Annotated in this window: 11 protein-coding genes; 8 read left to right on the top strand and 3 right to left on the bottom strand. The window is 52.1% G+C overall.

Translation table 11 applies throughout. The features are described 5' to 3' along the window. The first annotated feature begins 188 nt into the window (after positions 1-188). A complete protein-coding gene (locus tag BUB73_RS11515; protein WP_073160371.1) occupies positions 189-1,046 on the top strand; it encodes a TIGR02147 family protein in 858 nt (285 codons plus the stop codon). Between the two features lies 1 nt (position 1,047). Here BUB73_RS11515 and BUB73_RS11510 read toward each other — a convergent pair whose 3' ends face one another. Continuing rightward, the gene (locus tag BUB73_RS11510) at positions 1,048-2,964 is read right to left on the bottom strand and encodes a snapalysin family zinc-dependent metalloprotease (protein ID WP_073286024.1); all 1,917 of its coding nucleotides are present in this window, start codon (positions 2,962-2,964) and stop codon (positions 1,048-1,050) included. Positions 2,965-3,160: 196 nt separating this feature from the next. On the opposite strand from BUB73_RS11510, the gene BUB73_RS11505 reads away from it, so the two are divergent. The 3 genes from BUB73_RS11505 to BUB73_RS11495 all read left to right on the top strand — a co-directional run bounded on the left by BUB73_RS11505 (position 3,161) and on the right by BUB73_RS11495 (position 7,830). Continuing rightward, the gene (locus BUB73_RS11505; RefSeq protein WP_158535521.1) at positions 3,161-4,429 is read left to right on the top strand and encodes a hypothetical protein; all 1,269 of its coding nucleotides are present in this window, start codon (positions 3,161-3,163) and stop codon (positions 4,427-4,429) included. Beyond that, entirely contained in the window at positions 4,429-6,936 is a 2,508-nt protein-coding gene (locus BUB73_RS11500; RefSeq protein ID WP_073286018.1) for an alpha/beta hydrolase family protein, read from the top strand. The genes BUB73_RS11505 and BUB73_RS11500 overlap by 1 nt, the downstream gene beginning before the upstream one ends. Before the next feature lie 90 nt (positions 6,937-7,026). Further along, positions 7,027-7,830 carry a hypothetical protein gene (locus tag BUB73_RS11495; protein ID WP_073286015.1) on the top strand — a complete coding sequence of 268 codons (804 nt, stop codon included), beginning with the start codon at positions 7,027-7,029 and terminating at the stop codon, positions 7,828-7,830. 124 nt (positions 7,831-7,954) lie between these two features. On the opposite strand, the gene BUB73_RS11490 is transcribed toward BUB73_RS11495, so the two are convergent. Beyond that, the gene (locus tag BUB73_RS11490; protein ID WP_073286012.1) at positions 7,955-9,523 is read right to left on the bottom strand and encodes a biotin attachment protein; all 1,569 of its coding nucleotides are present in this window, start codon (positions 9,521-9,523) and stop codon (positions 7,955-7,957) included. 167 nt (positions 9,524-9,690) lie between these two features. On the opposite strand from BUB73_RS11490, the gene BUB73_RS11485 reads away from it, so the two are divergent. From BUB73_RS11485 to BUB73_RS11475, 3 genes are all read left to right on the top strand, one after another. Further along, complete coding sequence (locus tag BUB73_RS11485) at positions 9,691-10,590, top strand: aspartoacylase (RefSeq protein ID WP_073286009.1); 900 nt, start codon at positions 9,691-9,693, stop codon at positions 10,588-10,590. A 124-nt stretch (positions 10,591-10,714) separates the two neighbouring features. Then, complete coding sequence (locus tag BUB73_RS11480; RefSeq protein ID WP_073160322.1) at positions 10,715-11,359, top strand: hypothetical protein; 645 nt, start codon at positions 10,715-10,717, stop codon at positions 11,357-11,359. A gap of 112 nt (positions 11,360-11,471) precedes the next feature. Next, on the top strand, positions 11,472-12,491 hold the full coding sequence (locus BUB73_RS11475; protein WP_073286006.1) for an HAD-IIA family hydrolase: 1,020 nt from the start codon (positions 11,472-11,474) through the stop codon (positions 12,489-12,491). A 10-nt stretch (positions 12,492-12,501) separates the two neighbouring features. Here BUB73_RS11475 and BUB73_RS11470 read toward each other — a convergent pair whose 3' ends face one another. Continuing rightward, positions 12,502-13,521 (bottom strand): ROK family protein, encoded by a 1,020-nt coding sequence (locus tag BUB73_RS11470; protein ID WP_158535522.1) that lies wholly within the window; start codon positions 13,519-13,521, stop codon positions 12,502-12,504. A 264-nt stretch (positions 13,522-13,785) separates the two neighbouring features. Here BUB73_RS11470 and BUB73_RS11465 point away from each other — a divergent pair, with 264 nt between their 5' ends. Continuing rightward, positions 13,786-14,763 carry an ABC transporter substrate-binding protein gene (locus BUB73_RS11465; RefSeq protein ID WP_073160328.1) on the top strand — a complete coding sequence of 326 codons (978 nt, stop codon included), beginning with the start codon at positions 13,786-13,788 and terminating at the stop codon, positions 14,761-14,763. The last annotated feature ends 59 nt before the right edge of the window (positions 14,764-14,822 follow it).

The following is a 14,822-nucleotide window of genomic DNA, read 5'->3' as shown; positions in this document are numbered from 1 at the left end:
CCAAATATCCCTGGTTCCTAGACAACGGGCATCCCAACCTCGTCGGCTCTGAACCATTGATAAATCTACCCAAAAAGCGGGAATATTCCTACTTGTTTTATGACTGAACCTCATTTAGCGTTGTTTCTGGACAACGGCAATGCGCTGGCCGATACCCCCATTTGCCCCCTTTTTCTTACATTTTGGGCATGGTTGAACCGCAAAAACAGAAAAAAGTCTTCGAATACCTGGATTACCGGGAATTTTTGAGGGACTATTACAGTCAGAAGAAGGCTGCAAACCCGGCCTTCTCCCTGCGTGTATTTTCTGACAGGATCGGTTTCAAGGCCAAGGACTTTATTAGCCGCGTCATGAACGGCGAAAAGAACCTGAGCCAGCAAAGCATTCCCAAGGTGGCGTCTGGGCTGCGGTTGGGCAAGCACGAGACGGAATTTTTCGTGGCCCTGGTGGAATTCAACCAGGCCGAAACCACTGACGACCGCAATGCGGCTTTCGAAAAGATGCAGGCCGCCATGAAGGTGGTCCGCTTTGCCGAAAAGCAGCACATGCTGGGGCATGCCCAGTATATGATCTATTCCCACCCCCGTCATCTGTTTATCCGTAGCCTGATCGGCATGTTCGGATTCGACGGGGATTATGCCGCCCTGGCAAAACAGGTGAATCCAAAAATTACCGCCGACGAGGCGAAGCAATCCGTAAAGCTGCTGGAAGAATGCCAACTCATAAAGAAGGATGAGAACGGCAAGTATGTGCTTACAGAAAGCGCCATTACCACAGGGGATCGTACGTCAAAGCTGGCCCTTCGCGGTTACCATCAGAATTGCCTCAAGATGGGGGCGGAATCCATCGACCGTGACCCGCCGGGCAAGCGCCACATTTCTGGCCTGACCCTGGGCATCAGCAAGGAAGGCTACGACCGCATCGTAGAACGTATCAATGCCTTCCGTAAAGAAATTGCCCTCATCGCCGAAGAGGATGAGGGCAGTGATAAGGTGTTCCAGATGGAATTTGCGTTGTTCCAGGTGGGCGGAAAATCGGAAAGCTAGCTTAAAAGGCGAATGTCTTTTGTGTGAGGGACTTTCCGTTTTCGGTAACCCTGACCATATAGACCTTGTGATCCAGATTTCCAAGGTTCAAACTATAATCCCTTCCTGCGAAACGTTCCGCAAGAATCTTGTTCCCCAGCATATCGAAAATGGCAACTTCCTTCGGGGAGGCGCTTGCTGTATTGATGTGCAGGGTAGAACCTTCTACGTGGAGCTTAAGCCTAGAGGCGACGGTGGGAGCGAATCCTGTTGTAGATGTAGTAGGCTCGGCCTGCTGACTGCTAGAAGAAACTTCACTGTCAGAAGGATTCTCACTGCTAGAAGAAATCCCGCTGCTGCTGGAAAGGGGCTCCGGCGTGGGGCACTTGGAAAGAGGCATGGCGGAGTTGGTGGTAAAGCAGGCCAGGGTGTCTCCTTCTAGAACGAAGTTGTATACGCCCGGAATGCCTGCCCTGCCGCTCTTGTTGACGAAGGTGAAGTCGGCATAGTAACCGCCCTTTTGAACGACCTTGTTCATGGCCACACGCTGGTGGCTCTTGTTGCTGTTGACCGCTGCGTTTTCGAAAGCGTATGCATCGTAATCGATGTACCACACATATACGCCGTTGTTTTGGATGTAGGCGTCGTACTTTACGGCGGGGCGGTATTCAACAATGTAATATTCGTCGTTCTGGTTTGGGTTGCTGACAGAAAAGGCTTCCATCTTTGAAATGTCCCTCATGACGTACGAGGAATTGGGAGACATTTCCTTGATGGTCATCCAACCCATGGCTTCGCGTTCGAAGGCGGAGAACGAGGGCGGCGTTTCCCAGTTGCCGTTGTACATGCCCTGGGTCATGACATCGTAGGGAGTGGGGCCCGATACAAAGTTCGTTCCGGAGCCGGAGTACATGTCGGGGAGACCCAGCACATGGCTAAACTCGTGGGCGAAAATTCCCATGGCGTTCAATTTCGAATTGTTGGAATTGTCGCGGTACTGGGCGATGAACAGGTAGGCGTCGAATGTATATCCGCCGGCGGTATAACCCTTGCTCCACTGGCTGGCGGCGCCGTTGTAGATCATCTGGTATTTGTGCCCCCAGAAGTAGTCGCTTTGCTTAAGGGCGTTTTGTTCTTCGCCGGGGAACAGGAAGAGGAACCCGTCGACGGTGGTGCCTTCGGCGCAGTACTTGTTTGCGTTGGCCTTGAAGTTCGGGTGCTTGACCAAAGCGTCAATACCTGCCTTGGTGTAATTCCCTTCGCTGAAATTACTGCCGCTGCCGAAACTGGTCTGTGCCACGTTTAGCGGTAGGGGGTAGATGTCAAAATGAATGTCCAGGTTACCGTTGGATGAATGGAGGTAGTAATCGCGGAGGCTGCCGATGTTGCCGTTCTTGTTGTAGCCTTCCTTGTTGAGCAGGTCATAGACGGCGGCGGAGTCGGCGTGGGGAATGTCTGTGGTTCCGACCAGGAGGGTTGGGATGTAACGTTCCCCCGAGACCCACTTTTGCGGGGTAGGGCGGTTTAGGGGCTGGGGGCTAGAAGAGCTCCTTAGTATCAATGCGCCGGGCTGTTCACTTTCGTCGGGAAATCGGCCCCCGTAAATGGCCTCATGCTTTTTTAGGATATTCTGCTTCTGGGATTCGTCTAACTGTTCCAGAAATTCATTTTCGGAGGGCAGCCTCAAATCCTTGTCGTGGGCGATAACGTTAGACGGTTTGCCGTTGGTGTCGGCGTAAACGTAAGTCCCGGATTGGTCGGGGAGCACCAGGTAGCCATCCTGGGTGGTGGCATAATGATAATGCTCGTCACCATGGTTGACAAGGGTGAGCTTGGAATCTCCGTTGTCTACAGTGTTGTAGACGTTAGGGGCTGCAGGGCGAGCCCAAAGTGCAGAAACGATGCCGCTGAATAAAATTAACCCGAATGCACTCTTCATGTTAAACTCCTGCAGAGAAAGATAAATTTTTTTTGGGAGAGCCGGTTGCTTTTTCTGTGAATACAATCTCATCCTCTTTACAATTCCATCTTGTTTGTTTAACTTTGCACACAAGTTCACTCCGAGTGACTTTTTTTGGGCCTCATTTACGGACCCTTTATATCTACTAGATAAAAACTTCTCTTTTGGAGAAATCATGAAAAATAGGGTATCAAGGTGCGCAGCCTTGATTGGGACCGTATTGTCTCTTTCGAGCTTTGCGCAGGTTTGTAACGAGGTCATCTTGTACAAGGGTGGCGAATCTGGTGTGATGGAGGCCGGAAATACATTTCCGGAATCTCCGGAGTGGAAGGCTAACTGGGGAAACATGGGAACTTTGGTCCCGCCGTATATCCGCATTTCTGGAGCGAAGGCTTCTGCGGGCGACTGGAGCGGAACCATGGTCCTGGATCGCATGCCGGTAAACGTTCCTGGAGGCAACCTGTCTTTGGACCTGTCGGCTTCCCGGGCGGGGAAGGTGGGCGTCTGGCTGGAGGGTGATTTCGGCGTTAGCGCGGTACATTATGTGAATGTGTCTGCCGGTGTGCCGAACCACCTGGAAATTCCCGTCGCCTCGATTGTGGGTTCTGCCGGTGGACTTGTCCAGAGGCTTGGCGTTGGACTTTATGACGTTCCCGCCAACAGCTATGAGACTCTCGTTCTGGATAACATCGCCTTTAGCTGTGCCGTGGGTGTTGATGGTATGGTCGATGGCGACTCCGACGAGGAATCCCGGGAATTGGTGGTGGACTATTCCTTTAGCGATGTGGTTCCTGCAAGTCCCCGTCGCGAAACCCGGTTCAGGAGCGTTGCGGCTACAGAAACTTCTGCCGCCTACGATTCTGTATCCCGCGTAAAGATCGCCGACTCCACCAACGCCGACTTTGTATTGGCTGAACAGGAACATCTGCAAATCCAGAACTTTATGGAATCTGCGGAGCTTACTCCCGAGGAATCTCGCCGAGGTTGGTTTAACAGTATGTATCTGATTGAACGGAACCGTTTGCGGGATAGCGCCATGGCGAATCCGAAGGCGCTGTTCTACGAGGCGGCGGAATTTACGGCGGGGTATGATAATCGCGTCATGCCTGTCCTCGTCGGTAATGTGGACTATGCCTACCGCGTCTGTGCCGATACTTCCTGCGAAGTTTCTGATTTTGAGTCGGGCAGGGCGCTGCTGGCAGGGGTGCCTTCGTCAGAGGTTTCTGGGTCTGTACTTGAAATTTACTATGACCCCTATTTTATTGCCACTAACCGCAGTTCTATTCCGACTCTAGAAATCCACGATGGCAAAAGATGGGTGAATGTTCCCCTGAAATCAAAGGTCCGCGTAGAATTCGATTCTGCCGGTAAAAACAGCGTGAGTGTCCGCCTTGCAGATGGTGATATGACGGTTACTCAGAATATTGCAGTGGAGGTGAAATAATGCGTTTCTTCTTGTTGATGGCGACACTTCTGTTTGCCGCGGCCTCTTCTTTTGCCTCGGTAAAGGACCTGTTCTTCTATAAAGACGGCAGCCGTACTTGCGTAAAGGATTCCTATGGCATGGCGCCTGTGGATGCCGACGGAAAAAGCTGCAGTAGTTCCTCTAGGCACGATGTTCGCATCCGTGTGATCAATGCCGAACAGAATTCGGGGCAGAAGCTGGGCTTTAATCTGGTTCGCCCCTTCCTGATTATCGACGGAATCAATCTGGACCCCGGTAACCAAAGGACCCTCTCCAGTTTTCAGGATGATGCCAGTCAGATGGGGCTTTCTAGCCTACTTTCTGATCTGGGATATACCCCTGTGCTGGTGCAGTTCTCGGAAACGGTTCTGCAGTCCCTGCAGAAAAATGCCGAACATTTTACGGACCTCATGAAATTCATGAACAGGAATAAGTTGTTCGGCTTTGCCAACCGTTCTGTCGACGGCTTTGTAGTTATGGGCATTAGCCAAGGGGGAATTATCGGCCGCTATGGTGCCTACAAGTATGATTCTGCCCGCTCTTCGTCTGATGCTCCTGTGCGCCTGTTTGCCTCGCTGGATTCGCCCCATCAAGGGGCCGTAATTCCTAAAAGCCTGCTTTACACGATTGACTTCTGGGCCGAAAGGGGCGGAAGCAGTGAAGCTGAAGCCTTCAGGGATTTAATTCAGGGGGATGGTGCCCAGGACTTGCTGTTGGCCAGGCTAGAGAAGCGAAGTCAGCACCTCTTTTTTACGCCTACGGTGGTAAAGGAGGATTTCTCTTCGAACAGATTCCTTTTCGGGGATTACCGCAAGGCTGCGGAATACAAGGGCTTCCCTTCTGTTCTTGTGGCCCAGGGGCTGCTGAAGGGTAAGGAAATTTCCCATTCCAAGACTTACTTCAAGTTGAATCGCAGGGCTAAGAAGGCGGGTACCGTAATGGGCCGTGCCGAAAGTTACCTGTATGCGCCGGGGAGCGATTCTTTGAGTCTTTCCTACAATCGAATTTATCGTAAGATTAGCGAAGATTTCAAAAGAGATGAAGTCCGCTATTCCAAATATGATTTCGTACAGGGGAGTACTTACCCTTTTTCTAAGGTGATGTATAATAACCTGAGAAAGGGAATGCTGAATGCCATGCCCAGCGGTATGAAGATGAAAATCCTCGGGGCTCATTTCTCCTTGAGCACAGGGTGGGATGCTGATACCCTATATCAGACCCAGAGTACTTTCATTCCTACGGCTAGTGCCATGGATTTAAAGTGTAATGGCAAGATGGCCATGAACCAGGGGTGTGCCTTTAGCCAGTCGTCTAGCGGATTGAATTTTGAAAAGCCGGGTAGCCATAGCACCGCGACAGCCTTTTACGGCGTCGATCCGACACATCCCCGCTATAAGGATTCAAAGGGACCCCATCATATTGAACTTCCTGTAAGTAAGGGCGAGTTGGATACGACGGTTCTCCGGGGTATTCAGACGGACATTTGGAGGGTTCTGTGTGAATTGGCCAAGGCGGATTATGATACGGCCCGCAAGGAATATCGTAATGCCTATCTGGCGGAACATTTTACTCCGAAGGCCAGCTGCATGGATAATGCCAATATCCCTGCAATCGTGAAGAATGCCGGCCTTACCCAGACGAAGAAATTCCCTTATGCCAGGTATGACTACAAGACTTCTGCCACCGAAAAGAGCGGTACCGTCAAGTTTGACTTGGCTGCAGGCTGGCATCGTGTGGCCTGGTTTGACTACGGCGAAAACATTCCGGAAGGGAGTTCCTTTGAAGTTGATGTAAAGGTGGAGAACGCAAAGAATGACTGGATGCGTGCAGAACTCCTTCTGCATAAGGGCAAGAACAATTCCAACCAGCTTCAGCTGACCGAAGTGAAGGTCCCTGTCGATGGCAAGAAACATACCTTGCGCTGGAAAATGCCCTTTAGCAGGAATGCCCCCAGCACCTACAGGTGGATTCGCCTTGTGCTGAATTCCGATGGAGGCCGTGTGGCGTTGTCGAATCCAAGGCTTGTGGTGACCGGTGTAGAAATGCCTGAACCGGATCAGATCAAGTCCAACATAATTTACCCCAACTCGTCTTACAAGGTGACACCGTGGCTGTCTTCTACCCGGGTGCGCTATATGCCGACGGCTCAAGGTCAAAAGGCTTTGCAGATTGATTTCGATGCTGCGGAAAGGGGAGTCCATATCATCTTTGATAGTGCAAAGTCCTTGAGGGGATTTTCAAACTTGCGGGTGTCCTTTAAGCAGGGTACTTGTAGTGAAACGGCCGTGTATTTCGATTCCTATCGAGGGGGCGCTCGTCGCCTTAGGGACTTTGCCCCGGCGGGTACAAGTGCGGCCCTGATTCCCCTGGATTTGATTGTGGATACCCGCGTTACGCCTAATTTTGGATTGTCTGCAAGCCGATTGTCCATTTTAGGTATGAAAACTTCGGAATCTTGCGTTATCCAGGATATTTTGTTAGAATAACTTGTGTGTTGCATATAAAATTATGTAAAATTTATATGCTTTTTTACAGGCAAGATTTTGATTGCGTAGGGATGTAAAAAGGAGATAAAAATGAATAAGAGTACCATCGCCATGGTTACCATGGCTGCACTGTCGTTGAACTTGACCGGCTGCCTTCTTCCCAAGGCTCGCTCTATGGGGGCTTCCCTGATGCCAGTCCCCCTGGATCATCGAGTCGATGGAAATGACGACTCCCAGAAGGTGACTTTGTCTGCTAGCGGTTTCTGGAACCGTAATTCAGAAGACCGCAACTTGGATAAGGTGATGTCTGGTGGTGGCGACCTGGGCCTGACTTATCGCTTTGGCGGTTCTTTGTCTCCGCTGTTTGTGAATGCCGCGGCAGGGGCCTTTGGCGGTTCCCTTTCCATGTCCTGCACAGAGAGTGATTGCAAGAATCACGGCGAAAACGAAAAGTACAGGCAGTGGCTCTCTACTAAGGAAGGCCAGAAGGACTACAGCTTCTGGAATGTTCAGGAACGAGTTCTTGTAGGTGCTGACTTTAACCCCGGTTCCTTGATGATCATGGGGCTTGGTGCCGGAATGCAGTTCTACCAGGGTAGCTCTGACTACGACGATCTCCGCGATAAGCTCAGTGAGAAAAAGATCATGGATGACGTCGATCGGAATGTGGGCTTTGGAGTTGTCTCTGCGGTCTGGCTTGGCGCCCACCTGGGCAAGCAGGGGCAGTACGGCAACGTGGTGGCCGAAGTGGATACCTATTTCAAGGGCGACCCGGAAGACTGGCTTGGTAGCGTTAAGCTGACCTACAGCCACCCCACTGGATTCTTTGGTGGCGCCGCCTACGAAGACCTGCTGGGCCTTACCCTGTATGCGGGTAAAACCTTCACGTTCTAGAATAATTAACAAGAACAAAAACAAGAATAAAAAACAAGAAACCCCGCGAGTTGAATCGCGGGGCTTCTTGTTAGAACTGCCGTAGCCGACTTGCGTCGGCTTGGCGAGCAGCAGTCTGCGGCTATTACTTAAGGGTGCTTACCTGAACGTCCCAGCTCTGGTTGCCGAGGGCGATACGGTAAGTAGAAGCCTGACCAGCCTTCATGTTCTTGGTGTCCACAGCCGGTGCTGCGTTCGGGTCCTTCTTGGGAACGCCAATGTGGCGGTTACCCTTGAGGAATTCGATACCCTTATTGCCAGCCTTGGTCTGGAGACAGCCGACGATGAAGATGTTTTCGTCGGTAACAGGAAGACCGTTTTCTTCAAGCTGCTTCTTTGCAGCCGGAATACCCGGTTCAAGGATTTCTTCTGCGCACTGAACGCCCGGATGAGCCACAGAGAACGGTTCCATCTTGAACTGGTCTGCTGCGATCTTCACGAGTTCCGGATCCGGTTCGCAAGGAGTCTTACCCTGGTAGCCAAGGAGCATCTTGCCGTAGCCTTCAGTCATCTTGAACCAACGATCACGACCAGCGTTTTCGTTGATGGTGTTCATGTAGGCCTGCTGGAAGTAGAACTGAGAAACCGGGGTCACGGAAGAAGCAAAGCCGCCGCGAGCCACGCATTCGCTCATGTTCTTGATCACCTTGTCGTACAGGTGGAAGGTCTTGGTTTCGCGCATCATGAGGGTGTTGGCGGTAAGTGCGCCACCCGGCATGGGGGAGAAGATCACGTCCGGAGAGATCTGACGAGCTTCGGGCGGGAAGTTGTAGTCCTTGAGGCATTCAACGGCGACGTTGTTTGCGTCCATGAGTTCCTTGATGTGATCGTCAACGATACCGTCTTCGCCGAGAGCCAGCTTGTAGTCGGTGCCCTTGAGAGCGTGGAACATGGAGAACAGGTCGGGCTGGGAAGTACCACCGGAAAGGGGCTTGCGAGCCAGGTCAACGCCGTCTGCGCCACCTTCGATAGCTGCCTTGTACTGAGCAACACCAGTACCGCAGGTATCATGGCTGTGGATGCGGAGTTCGACATCGTCGCCCAGGAGCTTACGAGCGCGCTTGAAGGTTTCGTAAACCTTGGTGGGGTTGGCGGTACCGGAAGCGTCCTTGAAGCAAACGGAAGCAAACGGAACGCCTGCGTCCAGGATGTTCTTGAGGATGCGTTCGTAGAAAGCGGCATCGTGTGCGCCTTCGCATCCCGGAGGAAGTTCCATCATGGTAACCACGACTTCGTGTTCCAGACCGGCTTCGGTAATGCACTTACCGGAGTAGATCAGGTTGTTCACGTCGTTGAGAGCGTCGAAGTTACGGATACGGGTCATGCCGTGCTTCTTGAACATGTCGGCATGGAGCTTGATCATGTCGCGGGGCTGGGGTGCCAGAGCCACAACGTTAATACCGCGGGCCAGGGTCTGCAGACGAGCCTTGGGGCCAACGACGCGGCGGAATTCGTCCATCATGTCGAATGCGTCTTCGCCGCAGTTCTGGTAGAGGGCCTGGAAACGGGCGCCGCCACCTGCTTCAAAGTGGGTGATACCTGCGTGGCATGCAGCTTCAACAGCCGGCATGAAGTCCTTTGCGAACACGCGGGCACCGAAAATAGACTGGAAACCATCACGGAAGGAGGTATCCTGGAACTTGATCTTTTTCATGTGTCTTCCTATGGGGCTTATAACCCCGTGTGTATTAATTCAATAAAATACGCCGATGAATATAATAAATGTGGTAGGCCCGTGTTGAACCTAAATTAGGTCTAACGATACTTTTTACAATCATAAACCTCAAAACGGACTAGGTAGAGAATATTTATATTTGAAATATGAGCTTGATAAATACGATTGTTGTTTCGGGGGGCACCCACGGTAACGAGCGTACTGGTGTGCGTCTGGTTCAGAAGTGGATGGATAATCCTGAATGTTATAACAATTTATGTAAAAGTGCAAAGGTCGAACTGGTACTTGCCAATCCCGAAGCCATAAGGTTGAACCGCCGCTATCGGGACCACGACCTGAACCGCGCCTTCTCCCAGACCTGCCTGGATATGAATGGGACTCCCCAGCAGTATGAGTTCCGCCGGTCTAAGGAGCTGAACGAAATTTACGGACCCAAGGGCCCCGATACCAAAACCGACCTGATTCTGGATGTCCACAACACCGGATCCAACATGGGCATGTGCCTGATCCTTTCTGACAGGGATCCCTTCTGCATGAGAGCCTCTGCGGTTTTGACTCAGGAATTTTCTGACGCCTGGATTTATTACCAGCCCGAGGAACGCAGCGCCTCGCCCTACTTCGGTACGGTGGCCAAGGCGGACATCTGCATAGAGATTGGCCCCCAGCAGCACGGGACTCTGGACGCCGCCATTTTTGAGCGCTCCGAAAAGCTGGTCCAGCGCTACCTGGAACTGGCCGAAGAATGGAACCGCGGCGAACTGCAGAAACGCCCGCCCATCAAGGTGGATGTGTACACCCAGTTCAAGGATATCGGCTACCCCAAGCCCCAGGGCGGCGGAGCGATCCAGGCCATGATCCACCCCAATCTCATGGGACACGACTATTGTGAATTGAAGGATGGGGATAAGCTGTTCAGAACGTTTGACGGTAAGGATATACTGTACCATGGTGAAAGCCCGGTGTACCCCATCTTTATCAGCGAACCCGCCTATTACGAAAAAGACATCGCCATGAGCCTCACCACAAAGACCGTGGAAGAGTGGTAAAAACTTGGAACATCTTGAAAGCGATGTCATCCTGACCTCCCTTCCGTGTCATCCTGAACCCCTTCCGCGTCATCCTGAGCGGAGCGAAGGAACTAGAATTTATTTAGAACAAGAGAACGATTGTATGGCTGAAGAAAACGAAGAACTGAAAGAAGTGAATGGCGAAGAACGCCTTAAGAATTTCATGGAACTGGTGCAGAAGCAGAAGGGCGAACAGTGGAGTTCCCGCTTGTCCGACATCCTGGATGCTTTTGAAGATTTCTTGACGACCCGCCCCGAACCTCCCAAGGAATGGTCCGATACCTATGCCGCCAAGGGCAAGGAATTTGACTACTATCAGGTGGTGCTGCCCCAAGATTTCCAGGACCCTTACGAAGATGACCTGGGCAATATCCACCGTCTGCGCAACGAGTTCGAACGTACCCCCAGCACCATGGCCCTGGAACATGAGCTGATCAGCCGCAACTACTTCATTTTCGAGAACGGCCATGCCGACGCCATTCCCGCTCCCCAGCCCATGCTGATGCTTGAAAGCAAGGACCGCGATGACGACGAAGAGGAACAGGAAGGCGACATTACCTGGGATTGCTGCATTTCCATTTTCCCCGATGGCAGCTACATCGCCTACAACTTGGCCCACGACGACGAAGAAGTTCTGGGCGAAGATTTCAAGGCGGAATTCGACAAGCATATCGACGTGCTTTCCCGCCTGCAGCTGGTGATTCCCGTAGAAGGCCGCGACTACGGCATTCTGAGAAGCGACGCTTAATTTTTTAGGCGGCAAACTGCTGGGGGCAAATTGCTTCGGCAAACTGCTGCGGAAAACTCGTTGTTGAACTGCGTCGGCTTTGAAAGAACCGGCGCATTTTTTTGAGCTTTAAATGGAATTTTTTGAGACTGAGATTTACAAGCGCTATCTGGAAATATTGAATCGGGATGGCTGTCTGCCCCAAAAACGCGATGGCCTTGGCGCTCAGGGCCTCGGTGCGGCTGAACCGCAGGCGGTATCCTTTGGCGAACTGCTGGAGAAGTATGACGCATTCTGCTTTGATGGCTATGGGACCTTGTATAACCGCGGAGCCTTTGTTTACCCGGGAGCCCGGGACTGGTTTGCGGCCTTGCGTTCTGCGGGCAAGCAGGTGCGCCTGATTACCAATGCGGCCAGCGATGTAGACCGCGTGCTGGCGGCGGATGCCGCAAAGCGTGGGTTTGACTTTTCTGAAGCGGAGACGATTTCGTCGGGAAGTTTGCTGAAGGACCTGGTGAAGGAATTGCGGGCCGGAACCGCCGCCAATGCAAATCAGGCCTGCGGCCCTCTGAAATTGCGTGAGGTTTACTACATCGGGCGGGAAACCGGTAAGAACGTCTTGGCGGAATGTGGCATGACGGCGGTTGCGCCCGACGAATTCCCCGAAGAGCCCGTGGTGGCCATTTCTTCGGCGAAGGATACCGATGAAACTTATGCCCGCGCTGTAGAAATTCTAAGACGTCCCGGTGCTATTTTGCTGGTGCTGAATTCCGATGCCTGGGCTCCGAAAATTGACGGTTCCCGTGAGCCTGTCTCTGGGGCCCTTTGTGAACGCCTTCGTCGCGAATCCGTAGACGAATCTAACGGCGGCAATGGCGGTAACTGCGGTAATGGCGGCAAGGGCTGTACCACTTACTATTTGGGAAAGCCCTTCCCGGCGATCTGGAAAAAGGTTAGCGCTTCTTTGCCCGAGTCCCTTTTTAATGGGCGCAAGCCCCGGGTGGTCATGATTGGCGATACCCTGGGAACGGATGTTCTTGGGGCCCGCGTGGCTGGCTTTGACAGTGCCCTGGTTGTGGGCCGAAATGAACCTGCCGCGGAATTGCTGGTAGATGAACTCGAACTGGGAATCCGTCCGGACTTTTATTTGTAACCTGTAAAATTTAACCGTCGATTATGTAGTCCACGGCGATGCTGTGGAGGCCGGTAAAGTAGTCTCTCTCGATGACGGGGCGGGCCTCAATTCTTGGAATCTGGGGGCGCTTCAGGTTGTCTTGCAGATACTTGGTCATGGCGTCGCAATCCACTTCTCTAGAGAGACCGCCGGTAATGACGACTACGGCCGGGTCCAGGAACACGGTGGTGGCCAGGATCATGCGGTTGATGGTGGGCTGGGCCTTTTCGATGGAACTGAAGACGACTCGCTGGTCTTCCTTTTTGAAGTTGTAGGGGAAGAAGGAGAGTTCCCCTGCCAGGTTGGAGGCTCCTCGCAGAATGTTTCCGTCTACGATGAATCCTCCTGCAGGAGTTTGCCCCTTGGGGAAGAACAGGATGGCCACGTTCCTGCCGGATTTTGAATCCAGCTTCTTTTCGCAGTTCTTGCGGTAGCCCACGGCGATGGTGTTCATGTCGTTTTCGACGCGGACGGGGAAGCCGGTGGCGTTTTCCAGTTCGGCGGCCACGTTAAGTCCGCTGAGTTCTGTAAGGTCTGAATATTCCAGGATGTTGTTGTTGATGCAGCCCTGGATTCCAAGGACTACGATTTTGACATTCTGTTCGGGCTTGCAAATTCTCTTGATGGCTTCGCTGAGGGTGGTGACGTTGATGACGGGCTCCTGAGTGAAGCCGGCGTCTTTTACGTTGCCGATCAGGTCGCGGACCTGGTAGCGAATGAATGATCCAGTGCTTTCGGTAAAGGCATAAAGGCAGAGGGTGTTGCCCACGCCTTCGCTGATGCGATAGCTCATGGCCCGGCGGCCGCCGCTAGACGAGCGGAGCCGTTCTTCTACGATGGAGCCTTCTGCGGTCATCTCGTTGAGGATGCTTCCGCAGGTGACTACGCTGAGGCCTGTCTTTTCGGCCACCTCGGGTTTTGTGACGGAACCCATCTCTAGAATGACTCGCTTGATGCTAGCCACGTTCTGCTTCTTGATCTCTGCTGCGGAGCGAATTTCTTTTGCCATGTTCATTCTCTTTTTCCGTGAGTAAAACTAACAATGAATGCAGCAAAAAATATGCCGTTTATAAAAATTTGTTGTTTTTACAGAAGTTGAAAATAAACTGCCGACTTTATAAAGTCGTTTTACAAATGATGTACCTACCAAAATGCTACCGTGCTGCTACGGTTATGTAAAACCGGTAAAATTTGTAAAAATCGTGGGTTTCTGAAAAGTTGGCACGGCCTTTGCGTAAAAAGGGGCGTAAAACAATTTACCCACGAGGTGTTTATGAATATTTCCAAGTTTTTAATTGCTGGTGTGATGGCCCTTGCCGCAACCGTTTACGCACAAAAGCCGGTACTGAAGATCGCCTATAGCGATTGGCCGGGTTGGACTGCCTGGGAAATTGCCGAAAAGAAGGGCTTCTTCAAGAAGCACGATGTGGATGTAAAGCTGGAATGGTTTGATTACGGCCCGTCTATGGATGCCTTTGCCGCCAAGAAGGTGGATGCCGTAGGTGTCGCCAACGGTGATGCCATGGTGCTGAACGCTACCGGCGCCCGCAACGTGACCATCTTGATTAACGACTACAGCAACGGTAACGACAAGATTATCGGCGCTCCGGGAATCAACTCCATCAAGGATCTGAAGGGCAAGAAGGTGGGTGTAGAAATTGGCTGTCTTTCTCATGCCTTGCTGATTAACGCTCTTACCAAGAATGGCCTGAAGCCTTCTGATGTGACTCTGGTGAATATGCCGACCCATCAGGCGGTACAGACTCTTGAATCCGGCGAAGTTTCCGCCGTGGTGGCCTGGGTTCCCCATTCCGTGAACGCCCTTGAAAAGGTGAAGGGTTCCAAGGAACTTTACACCAGCGCCAACGAACCGGGCATCATTTACGACTTGCTGGTGGTGTCTCAGGAATCCCTCATGAAGAACAAGGCTGAATGGGCCAAGGTTGTTGCAGCCTGGGATGATGTGGTGGCTTATCTGAATGACCCCGCAAACAAGGATGAGGCCGTCAAGATTCTTGCCGCTCGCGTAGGCATTTCTGAATCCCAGTATGCAAAGTTCATGAACGGTACCAAGTTCCTGCGCCTGAGCGAATCGGTGAAGTACTTCAAGAAGGGCGAAGGTTATAACTCCGTCTTTGGTTCCAGCAAGATCGTCGACAAGTTCTTTGTAGAGAACAAGGTGTACGACAAGAACGTGGACGTAAACCGCTTCATCATGCCCAAGTTCACCGAAGACGCCTTGAAGAAGTAATCAGGTACGCTTCGCTTGAGGTATGAGGTCGGTGGCGTTGCCGCCTAGAGGAAAAAACT

The organism is Fibrobacter sp. UWH6, from assembly GCF_900142465.1.
Taxonomy (GTDB): Bacteria; Fibrobacterota; Fibrobacteria; order Fibrobacterales; family Fibrobacteraceae; genus Fibrobacter.
Note: the sequence above shows the minus strand (reverse complement) of the source record. Positions and strands in the feature narration are given on the sequence as shown.

What these genes read in the sequence shown, in the direction of transcription:
- BUB73_RS11515 (WP_073160371.1), top strand. Translation starts at nt 189, where the DNA reads ATGGTTGAACCGCAAAAACAGAAAAAAGTCTTCGAATACCTGGATTAC.
- BUB73_RS11510 (WP_073286024.1), bottom strand. Translation starts at nt 2,964, where the DNA reads ATGAAGAGTGCATTCGGGTTAATTTTATTCAGCGGCATCGTTTCTGCA.
- BUB73_RS11505 (WP_158535521.1), top strand. Translation starts at nt 3,161, where the DNA reads ATGAAAAATAGGGTATCAAGGTGCGCAGCCTTGATTGGGACCGTATTG.
- BUB73_RS11500 (WP_073286018.1), top strand. Translation starts at nt 4,429, where the DNA reads ATGCGTTTCTTCTTGTTGATGGCGACACTTCTGTTTGCCGCGGCCTCT.
- BUB73_RS11495 (WP_073286015.1), top strand. Translation starts at nt 7,027, where the DNA reads ATGAATAAGAGTACCATCGCCATGGTTACCATGGCTGCACTGTCGTTG.
- BUB73_RS11490 (WP_073286012.1), bottom strand. Translation starts at nt 9,523, where the DNA reads ATGAAAAAGATCAAGTTCCAGGATACCTCCTTCCGTGATGGTTTCCAG.
- BUB73_RS11485 (WP_073286009.1), top strand. Translation starts at nt 9,691, where the DNA reads ATGAGCTTGATAAATACGATTGTTGTTTCGGGGGGCACCCACGGTAAC.
- BUB73_RS11480 (WP_073160322.1), top strand. Translation starts at nt 10,715, where the DNA reads ATGGCTGAAGAAAACGAAGAACTGAAAGAAGTGAATGGCGAAGAACGC.
- BUB73_RS11475 (WP_073286006.1), top strand. Translation starts at nt 11,472, where the DNA reads ATGGAATTTTTTGAGACTGAGATTTACAAGCGCTATCTGGAAATATTG.
- BUB73_RS11470 (WP_158535522.1), bottom strand. Translation starts at nt 13,521, where the DNA reads ATGGCAAAAGAAATTCGCTCCGCAGCAGAGATCAAGAAGCAGAACGTG.
- BUB73_RS11465 (WP_073160328.1), top strand. Translation starts at nt 13,786, where the DNA reads ATGAATATTTCCAAGTTTTTAATTGCTGGTGTGATGGCCCTTGCCGCA.